We start from the raw sequence: 21,496 nt of genomic DNA on the forward strand, positions 1-21,496 counted from the left end.
AATTCTAATCAGGTAATCCGCAGCCTTGGGCCATGGGGATTGGAGCCATTACTCAAGCAATATGGTACTATTTCTGGTATTAGGCCCCATACTTGAAGAAAAATATAAATCTCAATCTTTTTTAATCATGATTACAATCACTGCATTGGTGTCTGGATTATTTCATGCCATTTTATTTTCGAGTACTGTATTACTGGGCGCAAGTGGTATTATATTTATGATGATAGTCCTATCATCAGTTGCAGGCATGAAGGATGGAAAAATCCCACTAACCCTCATATTGGTGATAATTATTTATCTTGGGGGCGAGATATTAAGTGTTGGATCGAAAGATGGAATAGCTCATATAGCTCATATTTTAGGAGGAGTCTGCGGTGCTGCTTTTGGTCTTCTAAGCAGACGTACATAACTAAACTTTATAATTCCAGCTCATTTTGGAGAGTGATCGCCTGGGCCTTTACGAAATAGGGATAGATTCTGCGCGTTATATTGATTCATTGAAGGGCCTGTTGTTTTAGAATCATTTCATAACCTGGCTAGTTGATGGAAGTCTGTGAATAAAAAAAGTGCGAACTGCACTTTTTATTTATGAATCATCCGGATTCGATGTCGGAAAAAAGGAATAACGGCGCCTTTCGCTCTTTATACAGTTTAGTTAGTCGCATTGCAGCGTCTTTGACTAGACCGGTTTTCATAGTTCTGGCGTTTTGAGGACAGTTCTTGATGCAGGCACAACACGTGATGCATTTTTTTTGATCAATCAGATGATTATTTTCTGATGTTTGTAATGGGTGTTTTCTCGCAGCTGGTTTGGTGATATCTGTTAGTTCTGCAGTGCTGTGATTAATTCCGCGCGCAATCCTTGAATAATTGCTTTTGTTGTCCCCGTCGGTGAAAAACAAACTAGTTTCAGTAAGTGTATTTTTATGAGATTCTCCTTTAAATCTTTAGACTATCTGCAGTTAAAAAAACATTTTTATTCGTTTTACAAATTTTTCATGATTTACAGTAATACAAATCTAATAATGTTACAAGGAGTGAAATTATAATGGTATAAATTATACTAGTTAGGATTGGTGACGAGTTTGAATAATGTGAAACTTCGATATAAAGAGCTGGGGGATTTTTTAAAAACGCGAAGAGCTAGAACGTTACCATCACAAGTGGGACTTTCATCAGCAACACGCAGACGTACTCCTGGCTTGAATCCTAATATTATCTGAAGTAGGTATATTATTTATTAACAAGCATGATTTAGCATTTGTATTACTGAGTTATATCAAGTGAGTGTATAATAAGAATATATAGAATATATAGAATAGTAGAATTATATACAAATCAGCAACATTTATTAAATGTCGGTGATTCAATTCACAAAATAGTAAGCTCTCCATTCTTGTATAAAACATTATATGAAGGAGTGAAAGTGAGTGGCTAAAAGAAATATAATGATTGGTGTAACCGCTCTTGAATTCGAGAACATGCCTGAGGAATTTATTGGTAAATACACGCTTGGAGTAGAGGGGGTTAGTGACCTGTTCAGCGAAATGTCTAAGGAATGGGAAGAAGAGCACAAAAAATATAAGAAAGACATAAATGCTGCAATTCCTTGTAAATGCAACGTGCAGAAAGCCATAGCTTCTCGCATGCCAAGCAACTGTGTTTCGTTAGAGGCTCTGAGCATCTTAATGAGAGTAGGCAGAAAGCCTGTGCTAAGGTCACTGGCAATGGGAAGCGGAATTCCCCATGTTATACATCAAGTAAACAATAAAGTATTGTTTAGGTACACTTTACTACTTTTCGATGCGCTGGAAGATGCACTTGAGATGGCTAAATTATTTGTTGACACTGCTAACAATAATTCAAGTATTCTCGAGAGGTGCTCATATGAAGCTGGAGGACTTATGTAACAAGTACGATTGGTAATGGCAAATCGATGACAAAGAGGTCCTTTGTCTGGATTATGAGGTGTAGTTGATTTCACTCGAAAGCTCCGCGTTTATAAACGGGATACCCATCACCCCCATCCAAATGTCGAAGGGACTGGAATTTGAGGAGGTCATCATTCCTGCGGCCAACAGCAAGACTTATGCCAGGGACTATGACCGCAGCCTTCTCTACGTTGCCTGCACGCGGGCGATGCATCAGCTGGCGTTGATCTGCTCCGGCGGGCTGACCCGACCATGGCCTACATTTCTTTCTGGTATTTATTCAGATAGTAAATGTTTGAGAAAACAATAAGCAGATAGGCGGCTACAAAGGTCAGGATCATAGACATATCCACCTGCATTAAAGCAAAGGCTAGCATCAGTGCTGCAAATACCATTAGCATCAAGTCATAGGATTTTGCTTTTGCTTTATTGCTTATGGCTATATTCCGTTCGTCTTTTGCCTCTACTTCAATTTGCTTTGCGGCTTGCGGTTCTTTTTTTAGTGCGGCGTTTTTCAGTATTTCGCCTAAGTTTTGCCCAAATAAGCCAGTTCCAATCCCTACACAAAGATATGGTATTACACGCACTATTCCCTCTGCGTCCGGTATTGATTTTATTAGTACAAGGCCTGTTACAAAAATTATAAAGCCAATTACTGAAAACAATGCATACTTATCTGATTTACTTTTGTTCATTGTTTGCCTCCTCCTCGTAGATGAAAATGTCTTCAATACTCATGTTGAAATAACGTGCAATTTTAAAGGCTAAGAGAATTGAGGGATTGTATCTGCCGTTTTCCAAGGAGCCGATGGTTTGCCTGGATACCTCCAAAGCTGCTGCCAGCTCTTCCTGTTTGATTCCGTGTAATTTGCGTATTTCCTCGAGCCTGTTTTTCAAATGACCATCTCCTATACTTGTCTATGGAAAGTAAGCTTTCCATAGACATAAAATAGGATAGAAACACACTTGTGTCAAGTAAACTTTCCATGACGAGGGGTGCTTAACAACTCCTTATCTTTACAGAGAAATTATGCGCAAATTTGGAAGCGGCAGAGGATTCTCATGGAGGGGGGATGCACCGCGGACAGGGCTCAGGGCATCATAGTTCCTGCCGGAAAAAAGGTATGCACCAAGGTCATGGGCACCACAAACATCAACAACATCATATCATTGTTGTCCCGCCGAAGGTGAGTAAGCGGAGGGTTTAGAATGATAGCCATGAAACTGAAAAGACAGTAATAGAAAGAGTTCGCTGTAGCAACCCACATTTAGCCAAAGAAAAGTATCTTGAAGCTTTCCAACAGATTGTGGAGAATGTACCCTGCTACCTTGTAACTGATGTGCGCGTACTCTCTATTGTGATACTTATGACCTTTCCGAACTTTATTGTTTGGGAAGGTTTTTGTTTTGTATGATTCCTACAGCTAAAATCAGCCAACGAGCTAAAAAGGATTGATAATTATCGTTCGATATAATATGATTATCGTGCGAGGTGATTAGAATTATGAACGATATAAACAATGAAGGTCATCAAAAATCGAGCAATATAATTACAGCTACGGAGCTTAAAAGCAATCTCGGGACATATTTGGATTATGTAATCGATAATAATGAAGTGGTAATTACCAAAAACGGTAAAAAAGCGGTGAGGCTCACACCTTACCTCACAGACAGCGATCGCTATTTTCTCATGAAGGAGAAGGCTTTGGACTACCGGTACGGAGGAAAAAAAGTCTCCTATGAGGAATTTAGGGAAATCTACGAAAAAAGCGATATGCGCATGGAATTCATCAACGGTGAAATTGTGCTGTTAAGTTCGCCAAGCATTATCCATCAAGAAATCTCGGGAAACTTATATGTTGGATTCAAAGAGTATCTCAAAGGGAAAGGATGTAAGGTATTTTATGCCCCTTTCGATGTACATTTCAGGAAAGAAGGTTTCAAAGACCCTGATGTAATGCAGCCCGATCTGCTTGTTGCTTGTGATGTGGCTGAGACCACTGATGAAAAAGGCCGGTATATGGGCACGCCGGTTCTGGTTGTTGAGATCTTATCGCCAAGCACCAGGTCCAAAGATATGGTGGATAAGCTGAATACTTTTATGATTTCCGGGGTCAGGGAGTTTTGGATTGTCGATCCTGATCAGGAGACTATACTGGTTTATGGTTTTAAAGACCTGGATATTGATCATTTTCGAACCTACAGGAAACAGGAAGCAGTTCGGTCGTATTGGCTTCCTGATTTGGAAATTTCAGGGAATATAGTTTTCCCTTAAATCCTTCTTAATAATGATTGCCATCACTGTCTTTGTCCCTGCACAGGTCATCGGCATACATCCGCGTTTTGTCAGAATATCTTTAAACTCAAGTAGGGCATCGTCATACAAATACACAAGAAACGCCAACAGAATTGATGTAGTCAAGCGATTGCAATACTATCAATAGTGCACGTTGATACTGACATAATGATCAAAGCTAATAATGAAACCAAAGAAAGGTTTATTCGCTGTTTCAGACCATGGTAATGCGAAGAACACAAGGTAGTCATAGCAATTTACAAGTCCTAACCAGTATTTATTTTTACGCGTCAGTGTGTTACAGTAATAAATGTTTTCATTTTAGCAAACTATATGGCTAGCGAGGAGATTGAATGATGGAAAATGGATTGGAGAAAAAATACGGACTTTTAACTGCTATAGCAATGGTTATCGGCATTGTTATTGGCAGCGGCGTATTTTTCAAAGCAGAGAAGGTTTTAACGGCTACCGGAGGGGATCTGCCTCAGGGTATCTTGGCTTGGAGTATTGGCGGAATTATCATGATGGTTTGTGCCTATGTATTCGCCACCTTGGCTACCCGATATGAGAAAGTAAATGGCATTGTTGATTATGCTGAAGTTGCCCTAGGCAGTGAGTACGGTTATTTTATTGGTTGGTTTATGGCTGCTATTTATTATCCAACCCTCACCTCTGTACTGGCATGGGTATCGGCTCGATACACTTGTGTGCTGCTGGGCTGGGATATTGCGGGTAGTGAAGCAATGGCGATTTCTGGGTTTTTCCTGGTCGGGAGCTTTGCATTAAACGCGCTTTCCCCAAAGCTGGCCGGTAAGTTCCAAGTCTCGACGACGATCATTAAGATTGTCCCTCTTGCTCTCATGGCAGTTGTCGGAATCATCGTCGGACTAAGCAATGGCATCTTGGTGAGTAACTTTACCAGTGGGGCGATTGCTGGTGTGACAAGTGCCAACCCGCTTTTCACAGCGGTTGTTGCCACTGCATTCGCCTACGAAGGATGGATTATTGCCACCAGTATCAATGCAGAATTGAAGGATGCTAAGAGAAACCTACCCTTGGCACTGACCTTTGGAACCATGTTTGTTGCGCTCTTGTACATTCTGTACTACGTAGGACTGGCAGGGGCTGTGAGTAACAGCGTGATGATGGAAGGCGGCGAAGCCGGAGCCAAACTGGCCTTTTCCACAGTATTCTCCAGTCTGGGAGGAACAGTTCTGTTCGTATTTGTGGTAATTTCTTGCTTGGGAACCTTAAATGGTTTAATGATGGGCTGCACCCGGGGGTTCTACTCTTTAGCAGCCAGAGATATGGGCCCTAATCCCAAGGTCTTTAAAAGCATTGATATAAACACTAATATGCCGACGAACTCCTCCATCTTAGGTCTACTGCTCAGCGGTATGTGGCTGCTGTATTTTTTCGGTGCCAATCTAACAGCTGTCCCTTGGTTCGGTTCCTTTAGTTTTGATAGTTCGGAACTGCCGATTGTGAGCATCTATGCCATGTATATCCCTATTTTCGTTATGATGATGGTCAAAGAGAAGTCTCTGAACTTCGTTAAACGCTTCCTTATGCCGTCCCTGGCTATCTGTGCCTGTGTCTTCATGGTGGTTGCTGCCTGTTATTCCCATGGCAAGGCAGTCTGGTTCTACCTTGTTATTTTCGGCGTGATTATGGCCTTGGGAATGATTATGAATATCAGAAAAAAATAGATCCAATGCTCAAGGTTGATAAGTAAAAAGCAGCTAATCTCTTACGAGGATTAGCTGCTTTTTATGTTACAATAATACAAATTACCTATTGCTCTACAGTTGAATATACGCTCACAGATTTAGAGATGAGTCAAATAACCGTCGATGCGACTCCTTTTGCCGGAAATCATTCCATACCGTATAGAAATAAGGATATGATCTTATTCCACTGCTTTCAGTGCTTCAACCATGTTAATACCTTTGAGCCGCCTATGCATAATCAGCATGACGACAAGAGAGAAGGCGAGGGTAAACCCCGCGGCTAGAATATAGCTGGTCAGCTTAACCGCAGGGTCCATCAGCACATTCTCAGGCGGTAGTGTGGTAACGATGAAGCCATGCAGGAGCAACCCAAATACGAAGCCGATAAATATTCCAATTGTGGTCAGGATCATGGTTTCACGGTAAACATAGCCCGTCACCTCGCTGGGATAAAAGCCCAACACCATAATGGTGGACAATTCGCGTATCCGCTCAGATACGTTGATGTTTGTCAGGTTGTAGAGCACCACGACAGCCAGTAGCGAAGAGACTAAAACTAAAACCAGCACTACGATGTTCAGAGAATCGGTCAGATTTCCGATAGCATCGCCGGCGACATTGGTATTCACTGTACTCAGCACGACCTCCTTTTCCAGCATGCTTCTGGAGAAGAGGCTGACGCTTTCGGTGCTGTTGTCTTGGAGCAAAAGATAATCACTGTTGACGCGGTAGGGTTTACCGAATAGTTCTTCGTAATAACCCAGGGGTAAATACAGATAGTGGCCAGCGTAGTTCTCCGTTATCCCTGCGATTTCAATAGTTTTAAAGGTGCCGTCGTTGTCCTTAAACTCCAGCTTGTCTCCCACATTCAGTCCGAGAAGAACGGCGATCTTCTCCGTGATGACCGCGCCGTCCGCCAAGGGAATAGGGAGCTTACTTCTGCGCTCCCGCAGTTGATTGATGGTGCGAAATGCCGCCTCATCCTCAGGCACGACGACGGCGACTGTCTGGTCGAGCTTGCCGGGTATCTGGACGATGCCTTGTTCAAACCGCGCCGGATAAAGTCCGGCGATGCGGCTGTCACTCTTGAGCCCGTCGCTGAAAGCCAACAGATCCTCCGTTGCGGCATTCTCATCAAAGATAACAACGGTATCATAGCGGAAAAGATCGCTGTACTGTTTAAAAAAAAGCGAACCGACGGAATCGCGGATTCCGAAGCCCATGAAAATCAGAGCGGTACACCCGGCCACCCCAATAATCGTCATCAGCATCCTATTTTTATAGCGAAAAATATTCCGGGCGGTTACCTTGTAATTGAAGGAGAGGCGTCGCCACAGCGGCGTGAAGCGCTCCAGAAGAATGCGGTTCCCAATCTTCGGAGCTTTGGGCCTGAGCAGCACCGAGACATTGTTCGTCAGTGAGGCTCGGGTGGTTAGAAAGGCGACAAACCCCGTGCAGAGTAGGCTGATTAAAACGGCGATTACGCTGAAGACGGGCGAGAGCAGGGGGAGCTCCTGATTAAAGATGAAACTTGAGGAATAGGCATCGAAGATAATCGGCATTAGTATGTTCTGCCCCCCAGCAATGCCAATTAAGCTTCCGATCAGGCTGGCGAGGCTTCCATAGGCCAGGAATTTTTTGATGACGTCCCAGTCTGAATAGCCAAGGGCTTTCATCGTGCCGATCTGCAGGCGCTGTTCGTCGACCATGCGCGTCATAGTGGTCAGTGAAACCAAGAGAGCGATCAGGAAAAAGAACACCGGAAAGAAAAGGGACAGCAGGTCCATGCTCTCGGAATTTTGGATGATCTGGTAAAAGCCCATATTCTTGTAGCGGTCGTGAATGGTGTAGTCTGGCACCTTGAGCCGGGCGAGCTGATTTTTGGCTTTGTTGAGCTCGGTTTTGCCCTGCTCGATCTCTTTCTGGGCCTTGGGCAACTTGTTAATATACTCCAAGCGCCCTTGCTCATAGTCGGCTCCGCCATCGAGTAGCTTCCGGTAGGCAGCCTTCAGCTCCTCCTCGACCTTTGCCCCCTCCGTCGCCAGTGTTGCCCTGGCATCTTCGAGCTGGGCCGCGCCGTCGTCGTACTTTGCCTGGCCGTCGGCCAGCTCCCCACGTGCTTTTTCCAGCTCGGCCTGGCCGTCGGCAAGCTTGACGCGGCCCTCTTCCAGCTGGATAAGACCGTCCTCATAGTCCGCTTTTTTGGCGTTAAACTCCGCTTGCTGCTTGTCCAGCGTCTGCTGGCTGTCGTTGAGCTTGTTTTTCGCGTCGCTGAGTAGCGCAAGGGATTCGAGGGCTGCTTTCTGCTGAGCAAGCAGGGCGTTGTACTGGGCCTGAAGCTCCGCTTTTTTGTTCACAGTTTGATCCTGTTTGTTCAACAGATCGGTTTGCTGGGCCAGCAGAGACGCCTTTGTCCCTTCCAGCTGCGGTTTTTGTGCCACAAGATCTGCTCTGCTCTGTTCAAGTCCCGCCTTCGTCTGCAGTAGCGGTGCCTTTTGAGCGTTGAGAGCGGTCTGCTGATTCGCCAAGTCCGCCTTTTTAGGGGTCAGATCCGAAGTTTGTTGTTCGAGCGAGGCAAGCTCCGCGTCTATCGCAGCGATTTTTCCGGGGATCGCGTCCAGCTCGGCTTGCGCCAGGGGGTTAGGTTCAGGAGTGTGCGCAAGGAGGGCTTTCAGCTCATCTTGGCGGGCAGACAGAGCAGAACGCTGGGAGGTCAAATCCGCGATGTTGCTGTTAAGATTGTCTAGTTGCGCGTCAATTGACGTAAGGCTCTTCTCAATAGTGGCGAGAGAGGCGTTTAGCGAAGCCAAGCTCTGGTCTATACCGGGCAGCTGCCTATCAATCTGGGCTATCCCATCATCAAGGGCCGCCATGCTGGCCTCGGCCTGTTGCAGCCCCGCTGCGATCTGGGGCAGTCCAATCGCAATCTGGGCTAATCCGGCATCGATCTCGGTCAGGCTGGCGCTGATCTGACTTAGTCCGCCGTTGAGTTCAGCCAGTCCGTCGTTCAGTTCCGTCGTTTTTGCGGCAAGCTCCACTCTGCCGTCGTCAATGGTTTTCTGAGCGGCGTCTAGTTGCGCCTGTCCGTCTTCAAGCTGCAGCTTGGCGTCGGCGAGTTTGGCCTGTGAGTCGGCGAATTCCGCTTGGGAATCAGCCAGTTTCTTTTTTCCGTTTGCGAACTCGGCATAACCGTCGTCGAGCTGGGCCTTTGAGGCCAGCAGCTCTTCCTGCCCGGAGGTGATCTTCGCCTGCCCTTCGCGGATCTTAGTTTCAAAGGTGGCCTTTCCGTCTTCGTAATCAGCCCAGCCGTTCTCCAGCTGGGCTCTGGCGTCATCCAATGTTAGTTTGGCGTCTAGCATTTGTTGTTCCGCATCGGTGATTTCCGACTGCGCTTGGGAAATTTCAGCGGTTCCTTCCTTGCGGTACTGTTCAAGCTTGATTTCCGGGCGTGAAGCGAAAGCCTGTTCCACTTCGTCACTGTGGGTTTTCATCTTCTCCTTGTACTCGTCGGAATAGGTGTCGAGTCCTTTGACGTCGCTGAAGTCCAGCCTCGCTAAGCTGACGTTTTCCAGAGCAAAATTTTCATTCGCAATCACGGCGAAGCAGTCCACGACTCCATCGCCGATGGAGGACGTGCCCTTCTCCAGCGGCATCAAATATTCGGGCGAGTTCACAAAGCCGACAATGATAAAATCATAATTTTTTAAAGGGTAACTGTTTTGTACTTTTTCAGGGATAAATAAGAGGGGGTCGCCGATTTTATAGCCCTTTTCCCGCATCATCCCATCCAGAGCCAGCTCCTCCGCGCCCATGGGCAGCCTACCCTCGAGGATCTCGTAGCCCGGTAGCCTTCCCATGGACTCGGCGCGGACGATCACGTCCGAATCGCGCTGCATCAAATCAGTGCGATAGCTGTAATCCAAGAGTTCAATCCCCGAAACGGAGTCGAGAATCAGCTCGTCTTCCATTGCCAGACCTAGGGGAGACGTCACCGTCAAATCCTCGAGATGGTACTTGTCCGCATAGGTGAGCAGCGTGTTGCGCATGGTGGGTCCCGTTACATACATCCCCACAAAGATAAACGAACCTAAGGCAATCATCAACATGATCGACATAAAGCGCGTGCGAGATTTTGTGAATTCCTTGAGAATATCCCTGTTCAAGGCTTTTTTACCCATGGTCAATACCACCTACCATTCAATAGCATCGATGGAAACAGGACGATCATTAACCGTTATTTTTCTAACCTTAGCGTCGTTGATCTCAATCACCCGGTCGGCGATGGGCGCAATCGCCTGGTTATGGGTGATCACAATAACCGTTGTCCCTGTGTCCTTACATGTATTCTGCAAAAGCTTCAGAATCGCCTTACCAGTCTTATAATCCAAGGCACCTGTCGGTTCATCTGCCAGGAGCATTTTCGGGTTTTTGGCCAGTGCTCTTGCAATAGCTACCCGCTGCTGCTCTCCCCCGGAAAGCTGAGCAGGGAAATTATCCAGACGATCGCCGAGGCCGACACTTTCCAAGACCGTTTTGGCATCTTTGGCATTCGGTACAATCTGCGCTGCCAGTTCCACATTTTCCAGAGTCGTCAAATTGGGCACCAGGTTATAGAACTGGAACACAAACCCGATGTCCAGCCGCCTGTAGGTAGTCAGCTCTCTGCCTGTAGATTTGGCGATATCCTGGCCGTCAATCAGTACCTGGCCCTCGTCACAGGTATCCATACCCCCGAGGATATTGAGTACCGTTGACTTGCCGGCGCCGGAAGGGCCGACAATCACCACAAATTCGCCCTTTTCAATATCAAAATTAATTCCGTTATTGGCGACAATAGTTGTGGTGCCCATGTTATACCGCTTATAGCATTCGACCATTTGAAGAAAAGGCATAGAATCAACTCCAATTTTGGAATTCCTAAATAAGAGTTAGCTTCCCATTATGGATCGCAAATTATCCGAAGTTAGGCGTAAAAAAGCTCAAGCCCTGAATGAGGGCCTGAGCGTCAAGCGATATGAAGGGTATAATCCGAATTGGTCACTGGTGACGAATTTGACCTACACCTAGGCGCTATCCTTCTTGGAATCCAAGAAGAGGAGTGGAGGGAAAGGGCAGAAGTTGCCAAGAATCTTTGGACTTAAGCCTATGCGTATGCGCAGACATTTGACACCTTAAAGAAGGAGGAATTGAGCCCTGCCGGCACACTAGAAAAGGGGCTTCAGAGACCGGCAGCCTTCCTCAGTTTCGCAAAGGGTAGTCAAAAAAAGGTGATTAGTGGAGGAAACTAGGAGCTTGGCTATAGAATGAGGTTGCCGTCATCGGATACAGGGCAGGGTCCATCCAGCTTTTCTTTCATTTGTGCAATCAGCTCCAGCTCCGAACCTAGCAGTCTAAGGTGGAATTCCTGCAGCTCGATCTTAACCGGCACAAATAGGGTCGCTTCCATATGAGTCTGGGCTTCCACACAGTCCCTGGAGTCGATCAGGTACTTTTCGCGCCCTTTGAGGAGCTTTTTCCGGGTGGGGATATCAAGCAGGTGAAAATAATACAGCCGCATCATGTATTCGTCGCGGTTTTTTATCACCATATCGGGGATGTCACGCAAGATACTGATAAACTGCCTTCTGCCTTTATGGGTAATGCTGAAAATATTGCGGTTCGGCTTTCCCTCGCAAAGTTCAACCTCTTTTGTGATATCGCCCGCCTGCTCATAGCGCTTGAGTAAAGAGTACAGCGTATTGTTGTTGATGGTGGTGCAGGCGCTGAATCGCTCCGAAAGCAGCTTTTTGATGTTATATCCGTGGCGCGGCCCGTCCATCAGGCAGCCGAGAATAAATATATCATAGTACATCTTAGATCTTCACAGCCAACCGGGCGGCTTCCTCAATGGCATCCACAATTCTCCGCGGCTTAGCCGCATCGCCGATCACATGGAGGGAGGGTACCTTTCCTTCTAGTGCTGCCTGAAGTGGGTTGTACGCTTTGGAGCCCACCGCCAGAATCACCATATCGTAGCCTGAAAGGGTCAACTCGCCGGAATTGGTGGAGCCTATGGCGCCGTCGGCAAGGAACTTTTCCACCTTGGTATTGGTCAGAATATCCACACCGCCCTCTTTCAGAGCCTTGAAAACAAAAAATTGAATGCTCGGGTGTAGTCCCGCCCCCGCCTGGTCCAGCATTTCGACAACGGTTACCTGACGGTTCTGGGTCAACAGGTATTCCGCGGTTTCAAGCCCCACCAGACCGCCGCCGACAATCAGCACCCGTTTGCCCACCATGACCTGCCCGTTCAACACATCAACAGCCTGCACTACCGGTATGCCGTCATTGGGGATGGATGGCGCAGTCGGGGTTGCGCCGGTTGCCAGGATGACCTCATCAGGCTTAAGGTCCAGAACAGCTTGCGGATCCGCTTCGGTGCCAAGCCTCACATCGACGCCGTATTTCTGGCACATCGTGATATAAAAGCGGATTGCTCTGGTCAGTTCGTGCTTAAAGGGCGGCACGCTTCCGGGGATAACCTGCCCGCCGGCCTTTTCATTCTTCTCAAACAGCGTGACTTGATGCCCTCTGGCCGCAGAGACCCAAGCAGCCTCTAGACCGCCCATGCCGCCGCCAACGATGACGATGCGTTTGGGCTTTTCAACTTTATTAATCTGCATAAACCCCTCATGTCCGGTGAAGGGATTGATCATACAGGAAACGCCCTGGTCATTGGGGTCAATACCGGGCGCACCGTTGCAGCGCGTTAAACAGCCGACACAGGGGGAGATCTCCTCTGTTCTGCCTTCCTTAACCTTGTTGGGAAATTCCGGGTCGGCCAGGCAGGCTCGCCCGAGGGCAACGAAGTCCGCAATGCCACTGGCGATCACATCCTCCGCCATACTGGGATCGATGATGCGGCCAACGGCAATGACAGGAATATGAACCCCTTGCTTGACGGCTTGCGCCGCATCCAAATTAAATCCCTGGGGTACATTGGCCGGGGGGACCATGTACTGCATGCTGGCATAAACGCCGGTGGATACATGGATGGCGTCTGCGCCTGCCTCTTCCAGCATTTTGGCGATTAATACGGTTTCATTCAATCTTCGCCCGCTTTCTACTCGTTCGTCACCGCTGATGCGAAAGATAATGGGGAACTCCTTACCGCATTTCTCCTTGATAGTCTGAATTAGCTCTACGGAAAAGCGTGCTCTTCCTCGCAAATTGCCGCCGTACTCATCAATGCGCTTGTTGCTGTAGCTGGACATAAACTGGGCAGGCAGATAGCCGTGGGCGCCGTGAATTTCTACCCCATCAAAGCCTGCGGTTTTCGCGCGGAGTGCTCCGTCCCCGAATTTTTCAATAATCTCTTCAATTTCAGCGATGGTCAGCTCTCGTGGCAGCTCCTTATTCACCGGGCAGGGGATGGGTGAGGGCGCCACCGGCTGCAAACCGGTAAAGTGGGAATTAGTCTGCCGACCGGAATGCTGGAGCTGCATAAAAATTTTGCTTCCCTGGGTATGGATGGCCTCTGTCAGCTTTTTAAAGCCGGGGACGCAGTCATTGGAGTAGTTCACCAGCTGTCCGGGAAGCGCTTTTCCCTCCGGCGAAATGGTTGTGAACTCCGTAATGAGCAGGCCAAAGCCGCCCTTTGCCCGGGCGGCGTAGTAGGCAATCAGCTCATCCCCTATACTTCCGTCTGCTTCCCCGTGGTGGGAGCCCATTGCGGGCATGATAAAGCGGTTTTTCAGTTCAAGCAGACCGATTTTTCCTGTGCTGGATACCTTCTCGTACATACAATACCTCCAATTAGTAATAATGTGGATCATACTATGATAGATTAACATAGTGTATTATAACATAAAAACTCTTTTCCCGTTAAGAAAACAGAGAAATCCCTTTCCTCTTAAGGATTTCCCGGTTTGAACTATTTATCCAAGCCTGCCAAGACTACCACATATTAAACGTCTCCATATACACAGAAAAACTATGTTCAGCTGACAATGGAAGGCATGCTGGAGCTTGTGGTCTTTTTTACCACGACGGCGGTTGTCATTTGTAGAAACATCCAAAGATTACAGCGGAATATTGTACCCTTTTTACAAAGGGGAAATGATCAATCATAGCGAAATCTATAGTATGTTATTAAATTCACATATACCTATAATTCAAATAAGAAGCGTGGCTGAGAAAGGAGCTAAACATGAGCACAAACTCAGATAACCGCGCGATGGGTGAGAACCTTCGGGCTCTGATCGAGGTTAGGATCCATGCCTATGATCTCTTGAGAAGGAACTTTTGGCAAGAACCTTCACCGGAATTCCTCCAGAGTCTAATTCAGACCGAGCAGATGACGTCCTTTCCTTTTAGTGATGAAAGTTCACTAATTGCTGAAGGCGCAAAAGACGTGACCTCTTACCTGAATGAGCTAAAGCCGTTAAGGGACGAGACTTTCGATCAACTTCATTGGGATTACACTCGCTTGTTTATCGGTCCGAATAAGTTAGCAGCTCCCCCCTGGGAATCAGCTTATCTTAATGAAGATCGTTTGCTTTTCCAAGAAGAGACTCTACAGGTAAGACGGGCTTATCTTAAATACAATTTCTTACCTAAAGATTACGGACATGAAGCAGATGATCACCTGGGTCTTGAGCTTGATTTTATGTATCAGTTGGGTTTGCTCAGTCTAGATGCCTTGAACTCTGAGAACTGTGAGGACGTTACCGCAATCCACAGAGACCAAAGGGAGTTTCTCAAAGGGCATTTGCTCAAATGGATCAATCAATTTAGCCAAACCGTGATTCAATCAGCAAACACGGACTTTTACAAAGGGATGGCAAAAATCCTCAGCGGATTTTTAAGCTTAGACCTGAAAGCTCTTGAAGAGCTTTCAGCGATAGAGATTTAAGGTGTTAGAATTTATGGAGGTGACTTAAAGGATGGCAAATCTTCTCGAGAATGCAAAGAAATATAGCATGAACAGACGATCCTTTCTCGGCTGGACGGCGACGCTAACTGCAGGGACTGCGGCAGCCTTAACCTTGCCGGGTTGTGGATTAGCCAAAGTTGATGCAGACGAAGCAGCAGCAATTGCCGGTAAAGAAGGCGAATGGATTACTGCGGCTTGTTGGCACAACTGTGGAGGTCGATGTCTTAATAAGGCTTATGTGGTAGATGGGGTTGTTCTTCGTCAAAAGACGGACGATACTCATCCGGACACCCCGGATTATCCGCAACAAAGAGGGTGTGCCAGAGGTCGGTCACAACGTCAACAAGTATTTGGTGCTGACCGCTTAAAGTACCCAATGAAGCGAAAGAACTGGGAACCCGGAACTGGTGGAAAAAGGGACCTCAGAGGCAGGGATGAATGGGTTAGAATATCCTGGGATGAAGCCTTAGATTCTATCGCGGCTGAACTAAAGCGAATCAAGGAATCTTACGGTAATAAGTCTATTCTGTCTAAAAGTTCAATCACGTCAATCAACGCATTGGGTGGCTCAATGACTTACTGGGGCACGACATCTGACGGAGCATGGCCTAAGCCCCAGCAGTTCATGAATGGTAACAGGTCAAGAGGTTCTAATGACCGTCTTGATTTGAAAAACGCTAAGCTTATCGTCCTTTGGGGTTCAAATCCTGCTTGGAGTAGCGCTGGTAATCCGGCTTACAACTATAAACAGGCCAAAGATGCTGGAGCAAAGATTATCATGGTCGACCCCTTTTATACGGATTCGGCACAACTTTTAGCCGATGAATGGATCCCGGTACGTCCGGGAACAGATACCGCTCTTTTATTAGGCATGGCTCACTATATGATTACAAACAACCTTCATGATCAGGCGTTTTTAGATAAGTATTGTGTTGGTTTTGATAGTGACCATATGCCTGAAAACGCTGATCCTAAAGAAAACTTTAAGGATTATGTACTTGGAACGTTTGATGGACAGCCAAAAACTCCAGAATGGGCGTCTGAACACTGTGGAACTGACGCTGAACTTATTCGGACCTTTGCTCATCAAGTCGCTGTCACGAAACCGATGACCTTTAGTAGTTCGTCGGCAGCTGCCAGAACCGTGCTGGGTGAACAATTCTGTCAGGCCTTTCTAACCGTGGGCTGGATGACGGGTAATGTTGGTAAACCTGGAGCTTCAATTTGTTCTAATAATCGGCATAATCTTCAAAGCTATGGAGGCCCGGCCTTAGTTAAAGCAGGAAAGGCCGGAGGTTCCTCTTTACCCAATCCCCTTTATAAACAGCCTACCTTTCCTGGACCGGATCCCTTTCATACAGACTGGCATGGTATTGTTTGGGATGAGGCTTGGAATGCCGTTGTTACTGGCGAATATACCGCAGGTGTAAGGGGTAAGCAGCCGTGTGACATTAGAGCACTTGTTAATATAGGTGTTGGTAATCCTCTGAACCAAGCTACGAATCTTATGAAAGGAATTGAAGCCTTTCGTAAAGTTGAATTTGTTGTGAATTCTGCTCACTTCTTAACGACGACCGCCAAATATTCCGACATTGTACTGCCTGCCACCAGTGAATGGGAGAAGTTCGGAGGTTTCCTTACAGGGAACCCGGAAATGATCATTCATTATAGCCAAATTACTGAGCCTCTGTATGAGTGCAAAGATGATAACTGGATCAATATTGAGATCGGAAAACGGCTAGGCTTTGATCCTAAGGAAATTGATTCATTGTCAGAGGTACAGAAGGTGTTCAACCAAGTAGCTGGGTGTACTGTTATTAAAGAAGATGGTTCAGGGTATGAGACGTTAATTACTATAACTGCTGAAGATATTGCTGAATTAGCAGTCGATGGAACCCCACAACAGGGGCGCATCGGGTATAAGGAATTTAAAGAACGAGGGATTTATCAGGTTCCACGCTCTCCGGGGGATAAGTTTGGTCATATCGATTATAAAGAGTTTATTGAGGATCCCGAGAAGAATCCGTTAGGAACAGAGAGTGGTAAGTTTCAAATTCATAGTCAAGCTTTGATGGATAATATTGAAGCGTTTGGCTGGAGTAAGTTGGCACCGATTGCTAAATATCAATATGTTACTGAGGGTTATGAAGAAACTTATTCTGATTACGAAAAACAAGTTAAGGCTGATTGCCCCTTGCAACTAACGACAATCCACTACGCTCGTCGCAGTCATTCCACCTTGGATAACATCCCTGGGTTGAGAGAGGCGTTCGGAAACGAATTATATATGAACCCTTCCGATGCAGAAGCTAGGGGAATCCATAAGGATGATATTGTTAAAGTCACAAGCCGTCACGGAAGTGTGATCAGGCCTCTTTATCTGACAGAACGAATGATGCCGGGAACCCTAACCCTGGGTCAAGGCGCTTGGGCAGAAATCGATGAGGAAAGTGGTATCTGTAAAGCTGGAGCCGTGAATGTGTTAAATGGCGGGCTTTGTGGAGGCCAAGGGACACAAGGGTATAATACGTGTAATGTTCAAGTGGAAAAATATAATGGTCCGATTAGGCTACAGCCCGATGATACGTGGCCACAAAGGATTGTTAGTGCACAAGGGGGGACTAAGTAATGGCGCAGCTTGGATTTTACTTTGATATGACTGGATGTAGTAAATGTAAAACCTGTCAAATTGCTTGCAAAGATAAAAATGATTTGAAACAGGGGACGCTTTTCCGTCGAGTCACCAGTTTCGAAGGTGGGAAATATCCCCATCCTTGGATCTATAATTTATCCATCGCATGTAATCACTGTGAAAAACCAAAATGTGTAGAGAACTGTCCTTCGGGGGCTCTCTATAAACGTGAAGATGGGATTGTCATGCATGATCAGGAAAAGTGCATCGGTTGTCGCCTGTGTACCTGGTCTTGCCCGTATGGTGCTCCCCAATATATCGAGGAACTGGGTAAAGTGAGAAAATGCGACATGTGTGCTGACTTAATTGACAAAGGTGAAAATCCAGCCTGTGTTGATGCTTGTCTGATGAGGGTTTTGAAATATGGGGATATTGAGGAGCTCAAAAAAGAGTATGGCGGAACTTCGGACATCAAAGGTATGCCGGATTCCTCTATTACAAAGCCATCGTTCCTCATCAAACCGAAAAGCGAAGCTAAGCGCTAGAGCTTAGCTGGTCTTTACAATCAAATAAAGGAGGTTAAGCAATGTTTGCTGAAGAATGGCCGTTAATGATGTTTACCCTTTTAGCTCAGTTGGGGGTCGGCACTTTTATCTTTCTGACGATCGTACGCACGGTCTTAGAATCGAAAGAGAACCATAAAACGGCGGCACAATTAAAAAACACTGGGTTTCTAGCCATTGGAGTTATAATGGCCATTGCTCTAGTCTTATCACTATTCCACCTGGGTACGCCAAGCGGAGCATACCGCTCTCTTTCAAATATTGGAAGTTCTTGGCTGAGCAGGGAGATACTTTTCGTCGGAATCTTCTTTGTTTTAGTCCTTGGAAACTACTTCGTTGCGAGAAAAGGACAGTTCATAAGATACTAAGCTGGGTAACAGCCCTAACCGGAATTATGGTGATTTTCAGCATGGCAAGTATTTATTCTTCGTCCATCCGACCAGCCTGGGATAGCGGGAATACTTTTCTAGCTTTTTTAGGAACGACAATCCTCTTTGGGGCGTTAGGCTCGGTAGCCTTTATTATTCAAGGTTCAAAGGGCAATAAACTATCCCCTGAATTAATTAGTGTTCTTAAAAAAATCAGCCTGGCAGGAATAGCTGCTTTGCTAATTCAACTGGTTTATCTACCCGTTTATTACTCCGCCCTTTCCGGCGGTGGAGATGCCGCCCTGGCCTCTGCCCAAACCCTTGCAGGCACGTATGCGCCGATGATGGTTATTAGATGGGTCCTATCAGTAATAGGGGCTGCACTGTTGGTCTATACTCTATTCAAAAAAGGAAATACCACCCCGGCAATTCCACTAAATACAGTCTATCTTGCCTTTGCCCTCGTATTAGTGGGTGAATTCCTGGGACGTTATATTTTCTACGCCTCAGCCGTATCCATCATGGTGGGCTAAAAGGGGGAAGTGTGCCCATTTTTTAAGAATTCTGGAATAAGGCGTCTATAAAAGGCATAGGACCTCAAGATGGTACTATGCCTTTCCTTTGCAACTCATTGGTACAATACGCTGATGCATGCAGCGAGCGGACAGATCGTTCTTAGGGTAACGACGGTTTTGCGCAGCAATACGATTGAGTTTGACAGAAACGGCTTCAATAAACTAAACGCGTTCAAAATGATCGCATTTGCGGAAAGACGTTAGACTCTGGCCAGTCTGGCTTCCATAGCAAAGGGTTTTGGCAATCCAGAGGGAATTGCTCTGCTTTCACTTGGGATTTGTGTTTTTCATTGAACATGGCTGCTTCATCCTTACCAGACCAGTGAAATAACCTGCACTACCATGGGATTTCTTTTATTAGTCTCTGCAGACCCGAACATCCGTCAGCAACTGGGCAATATGTGCACCATGTTATATGGAAGGATTCAAGTATAAAAGTAATATCTGGTATATGACGCGCCTTACGCCTTATCGATTTAATTTCTTTCTTGTGAAATATGTCACCGCAATGAAATTATAGTACAATTAATAAAGTGGACAAAAGTTCCCAGGTCTGAAACTATTACAGCAGACAATAAAAAATAGAAGGAAAGTGTTTGGATTTTGAATATATCAGACAAGGGGGATTATCTGAGTAGTCTTGAACAAGACCGACATATGGAATTTAGCAGAAGCATTATTGAAGGGGTGGAAATCAAGCGGTGTAGAAACAACCCTCATGCTTATAAGTCTCATGTCCATAATGAACTTTCATTAGGGTATATAATAGAAGGAACCACGGACTTAACACTGAGGGACAGGACTATCCATTATGGATCAGGTGATGGTGTCATTATACCCTCATTGATGACACACAGATGTGCACCGAAAGATATTAATCACTGGGCATATGTTATGTTATTTGTTAATTCCAGTTATTACAGTGAATTGGTCAGCTTTAGTCAAGCAAAAAAGCTGACAGGGGATCAAGTCCGGAAATTAATCGGCTTTATTGAACAACTGCTAATAGAAACGATTCCAGACACTTTGGAAAATATCCTTATTGAATTATTGCTAGAGTTTGGAGATAAAGACATTTCGGAAATCACTCCTACAGATACCAGTGATAGGGTCAAAACCATCCATGATTATATCTTAGCTCACGTGAATGAGGTTATAACCTTAGATGAACTTCAGCAGATATCCGGGTTGAATAAATTTTCTTTAATCAGGAATTTTAAGAAATTATATGTCACCACACCTGCTGCCTACCATTTGCAATGTCGAGTAGCTGAAGCAAAAAAGTTATTAAGTAAAGGAGTGGACGTATTTGATATTTGCGAGGAATTGAGATTTTATGATCAAGCCCATTTGATACGAGAATTCAAAAAAATGTATGGCATTACCCCGGCAACTTATACACACCAAGTAAAAGGCTAGTGTCAATTCTATACAATACAGCTCCTTATTATTTGGCTAATCTGGACTTAGCAAAGATACGAGGAGTGTGTCTATGAATAGATTTAAATTAGTTCTTGTCATGATTATATGGGGAAGTCTGGGTGTATTTACAAGATCCATCCCCTTGTCCGCTTTAAGCTTAGCCTTTCTGAGGGCTCTAATTGCCCTGCCGGTCCTTTTTGTAGTCATGAAAATGAAAAAAGGGGATCAGGTGAAATGGACGCTTTTAAAACCCTATCTTATTTCCGGTGTACTACTGGGTTTTGGCTGGTTAACTTTGTTCTATGGGTTTAAACATACCAGTATTTCATCTGCCGTTATGATCTATAATATGTGTCCGGTATATGTCATGATAGCTGCACCGCTGTTACTGAAAGAGACTATCTCAAAGATTCAAATTGCAGTGATTTTCATCTCTTTTCTAGGACTCTGCCTGATTATTGGTCATAATTTATTAGAAGGCCACGGATACCTGGGGCTTGCACTTAGTGCTGTTTCAGGGATGCTTTACGCAGCCATAGTGCTGATTAACCGCAGTATTAAAGTCAGGGTGGATAATCAAACGGCCACCTTTGTACAAATATTTGCAGCGATGATAGTTTTACTGCCTTTTGTATTGATTGATGGAACTATTTTAAGAGTTGTAGACTTGGATGCCAGGGCAGTTACTTATACTATTCTCTTGGGTATATTACATACAAGTGTGGCCTATACCATGTTCTTTTCCCTCTATACACATATGAAATCTGTTGAAATAGTGTCCTACAGTTATTTAGAGCCTTTATTTGGTATTATATTCAGTGTGATCTTTGTCGGAGAGACATTGACACTCCCTCAGATTATGGGCGGGATTTTAATATTGGGGTCAACCTATCTTGGGGAAATGCTTAAGGATGGAAGATTATTTAACCTACGTTCACAAAGAGTCCTCCCACCTCGTTAGGTGGTGGATGAATTTGTAATGGTATTCCCACCTAGTGTTTGTTGTAAATATGTAACGAAACTTGTTTTCCGGTTTATTACATCCCCACTCTATTTGTAATCCCC

The 21,496-nt window shown here is 45.6% G+C and carries 19 protein-coding genes; 12 read left to right on the top strand and 7 right to left on the bottom strand.

Annotated elements, in window-relative coordinates; translation table 11 throughout:
- Nucleotides 1–25: 25 nt before the first annotated feature.
- Complete coding sequence (locus LJE72_RS22215) at nt 26–409, top strand: rhomboid family intramembrane serine protease (RefSeq protein WP_229250162.1); 384 nt, start codon at nt 26–28, stop codon at nt 407–409.
- A 184-nt stretch (nt 410–593) separates the two neighbouring features.
- Here the strand turns inward: LJE72_RS22215 and LJE72_RS26875 are convergent, their stop codons facing one another.
- Nucleotides 594–902 carry a 4Fe-4S binding protein gene (locus LJE72_RS26875; RefSeq protein WP_396391719.1) on the bottom strand — a complete coding sequence of 103 codons (309 nt, stop codon included), beginning with the start codon at nt 900–902 and terminating at the stop codon, nt 594–596.
- Nucleotides 903–1,430: 528 nt separating this feature from the next.
- On the opposite strand from LJE72_RS26875, the gene LJE72_RS22220 reads away from it, so the two are divergent.
- Together LJE72_RS22220 and LJE72_RS22225 are read left to right on the top strand one after the other, a co-directional pair.
- Entirely contained in the window at nt 1,431–1,910 is a 480-nt protein-coding gene (locus tag LJE72_RS22220; RefSeq protein WP_229250163.1) for a hypothetical protein, read from the top strand.
- Between the two features lie 64 nt (nt 1,911–1,974).
- Nucleotides 1,975–2,241, top strand: coding sequence for an ATP-binding domain-containing protein (locus tag LJE72_RS22225; RefSeq protein WP_396391721.1), 267 nt, complete (start codon nt 1,975–1,977; stop codon nt 2,239–2,241).
- Here the strand turns inward: LJE72_RS22225 and LJE72_RS22230 are convergent.
- Both LJE72_RS22230 and LJE72_RS22235 read right to left on the bottom strand, forming a co-directional pair.
- A complete protein-coding gene (locus LJE72_RS22230; protein ID WP_229250164.1) occupies nt 2,189–2,626 on the bottom strand; it encodes a hypothetical protein in 438 nt (145 codons plus the stop codon). The genes LJE72_RS22225 and LJE72_RS22230 overlap by 53 nt on opposite strands.
- On the bottom strand, nt 2,613–2,828 hold the full coding sequence (locus tag LJE72_RS22235; protein WP_229250165.1) for a helix-turn-helix transcriptional regulator: 216 nt from the start codon (nt 2,826–2,828) through the stop codon (nt 2,613–2,615). Before LJE72_RS22235 ends, LJE72_RS22230 begins: the two co-directional genes overlap by 14 nt.
- Nucleotides 2,829–3,435: 607 nt before the next feature.
- Here LJE72_RS22235 and LJE72_RS22240 point away from each other — a divergent pair.
- The gene (locus tag LJE72_RS22240; protein ID WP_229250166.1) at nt 3,436–4,206 is read left to right on the top strand and encodes a type II toxin-antitoxin system Phd/YefM family antitoxin; all 771 of its coding nucleotides are present in this window, start codon (nt 3,436–3,438) and stop codon (nt 4,204–4,206) included.
- A gap of 377 nt (nt 4,207–4,583) precedes the next feature.
- Complete coding sequence (locus LJE72_RS22245; RefSeq protein ID WP_229250177.1) at nt 4,584–5,936, top strand: APC family permease; 1,353 nt, start codon at nt 4,584–4,586, stop codon at nt 5,934–5,936.
- Nucleotides 5,937–6,136: 200 nt separating this feature from the next.
- Here LJE72_RS22245 and LJE72_RS22250 read toward each other — a convergent pair whose 3' ends face one another.
- The 4 genes from LJE72_RS22250 to LJE72_RS22265 all read right to left on the bottom strand — a co-directional run bounded on the left by LJE72_RS22250 (nt 6,137) and on the right by LJE72_RS22265 (nt 13,738).
- Entirely contained in the window at nt 6,137–10,135 is a 3,999-nt protein-coding gene (locus tag LJE72_RS22250) for an ABC transporter permease (protein ID WP_229250167.1), read from the bottom strand.
- A gap of 12 nt (nt 10,136–10,147) precedes the next feature.
- Nucleotides 10,148–10,849, bottom strand: coding sequence for an ABC transporter ATP-binding protein (locus tag LJE72_RS22255; protein WP_229250168.1), 702 nt, complete (start codon nt 10,847–10,849; stop codon nt 10,148–10,150).
- A 404-nt stretch (nt 10,850–11,253) separates the two neighbouring features.
- Nucleotides 11,254–11,808 carry a PadR family transcriptional regulator gene (locus LJE72_RS22260; RefSeq protein ID WP_229250169.1) on the bottom strand — a complete coding sequence of 185 codons (555 nt, stop codon included), beginning with the start codon at nt 11,806–11,808 and terminating at the stop codon, nt 11,254–11,256.
- A 1-nt stretch (nt 11,809) separates the two neighbouring features.
- Nucleotides 11,810–13,738: an oxidoreductase gene (locus tag LJE72_RS22265; RefSeq protein WP_229250170.1), complete on the bottom strand. Its 1,929-nt coding sequence runs from the start codon at nt 13,736–13,738 to the stop codon at nt 11,810–11,812.
- 407 nt (nt 13,739–14,145) lie between these two features.
- Between LJE72_RS22265 and LJE72_RS22270 the strand changes: the two genes are divergently transcribed.
- The 7 genes from LJE72_RS22270 (at nt 14,146) to LJE72_RS22295 (ending at nt 21,392) form a co-directional block, all read left to right on the top strand.
- Complete coding sequence (locus tag LJE72_RS22270) at nt 14,146–14,850, top strand: TorD/DmsD family molecular chaperone (protein WP_229250171.1); 705 nt, start codon at nt 14,146–14,148, stop codon at nt 14,848–14,850.
- 67 nt (nt 14,851–14,917) lie between these two features.
- A complete protein-coding gene (locus LJE72_RS22275) occupies nt 14,918–17,500 on the top strand; it encodes a molybdopterin-dependent oxidoreductase (protein WP_396391729.1) in 2,583 nt (860 codons plus the stop codon).
- Nucleotides 17,500–18,048, top strand: coding sequence for a DMSO/selenate family reductase complex B subunit (locus tag LJE72_RS22280; protein WP_229250173.1), 549 nt, complete (start codon nt 17,500–17,502; stop codon nt 18,046–18,048). Before LJE72_RS22275 ends, LJE72_RS22280 begins: the two co-directional genes overlap by 1 nt.
- A 41-nt stretch (nt 18,049–18,089) precedes the next feature.
- A complete protein-coding gene (locus LJE72_RS26385; RefSeq protein ID WP_282437946.1) occupies nt 18,090–18,434 on the top strand; it encodes a dimethyl sulfoxide reductase anchor subunit family protein in 345 nt (114 codons plus the stop codon).
- A gap of 41 nt (nt 18,435–18,475) precedes the next feature.
- Nucleotides 18,476–18,967, top strand: a complete 492-nt coding sequence (locus LJE72_RS26390) for a DmsC/YnfH family molybdoenzyme membrane anchor subunit (RefSeq protein WP_282437947.1) — start codon at nt 18,476–18,478, stop codon at nt 18,965–18,967.
- A 645-nt stretch (nt 18,968–19,612) separates the two neighbouring features.
- Complete coding sequence (locus LJE72_RS22290; protein WP_229250174.1) at nt 19,613–20,428, top strand: AraC family transcriptional regulator; 816 nt, start codon at nt 19,613–19,615, stop codon at nt 20,426–20,428.
- Between the two features lie 73 nt (nt 20,429–20,501).
- Nucleotides 20,502–21,392, top strand: coding sequence for a DMT family transporter (locus LJE72_RS22295; protein ID WP_229250175.1), 891 nt, complete (start codon nt 20,502–20,504; stop codon nt 21,390–21,392).
- Nucleotides 21,393–21,496: the final 104 nt, after the last annotated feature.

Origin of the sequence: Desulfosporosinus shakirovi (assembly GCF_020595055.1) — a bacterium.
In the GTDB taxonomy this organism is placed as follows: Bacteria; Bacillota; Desulfitobacteriia; order Desulfitobacteriales; family Desulfitobacteriaceae; genus Desulfosporosinus; species Desulfosporosinus shakirovi.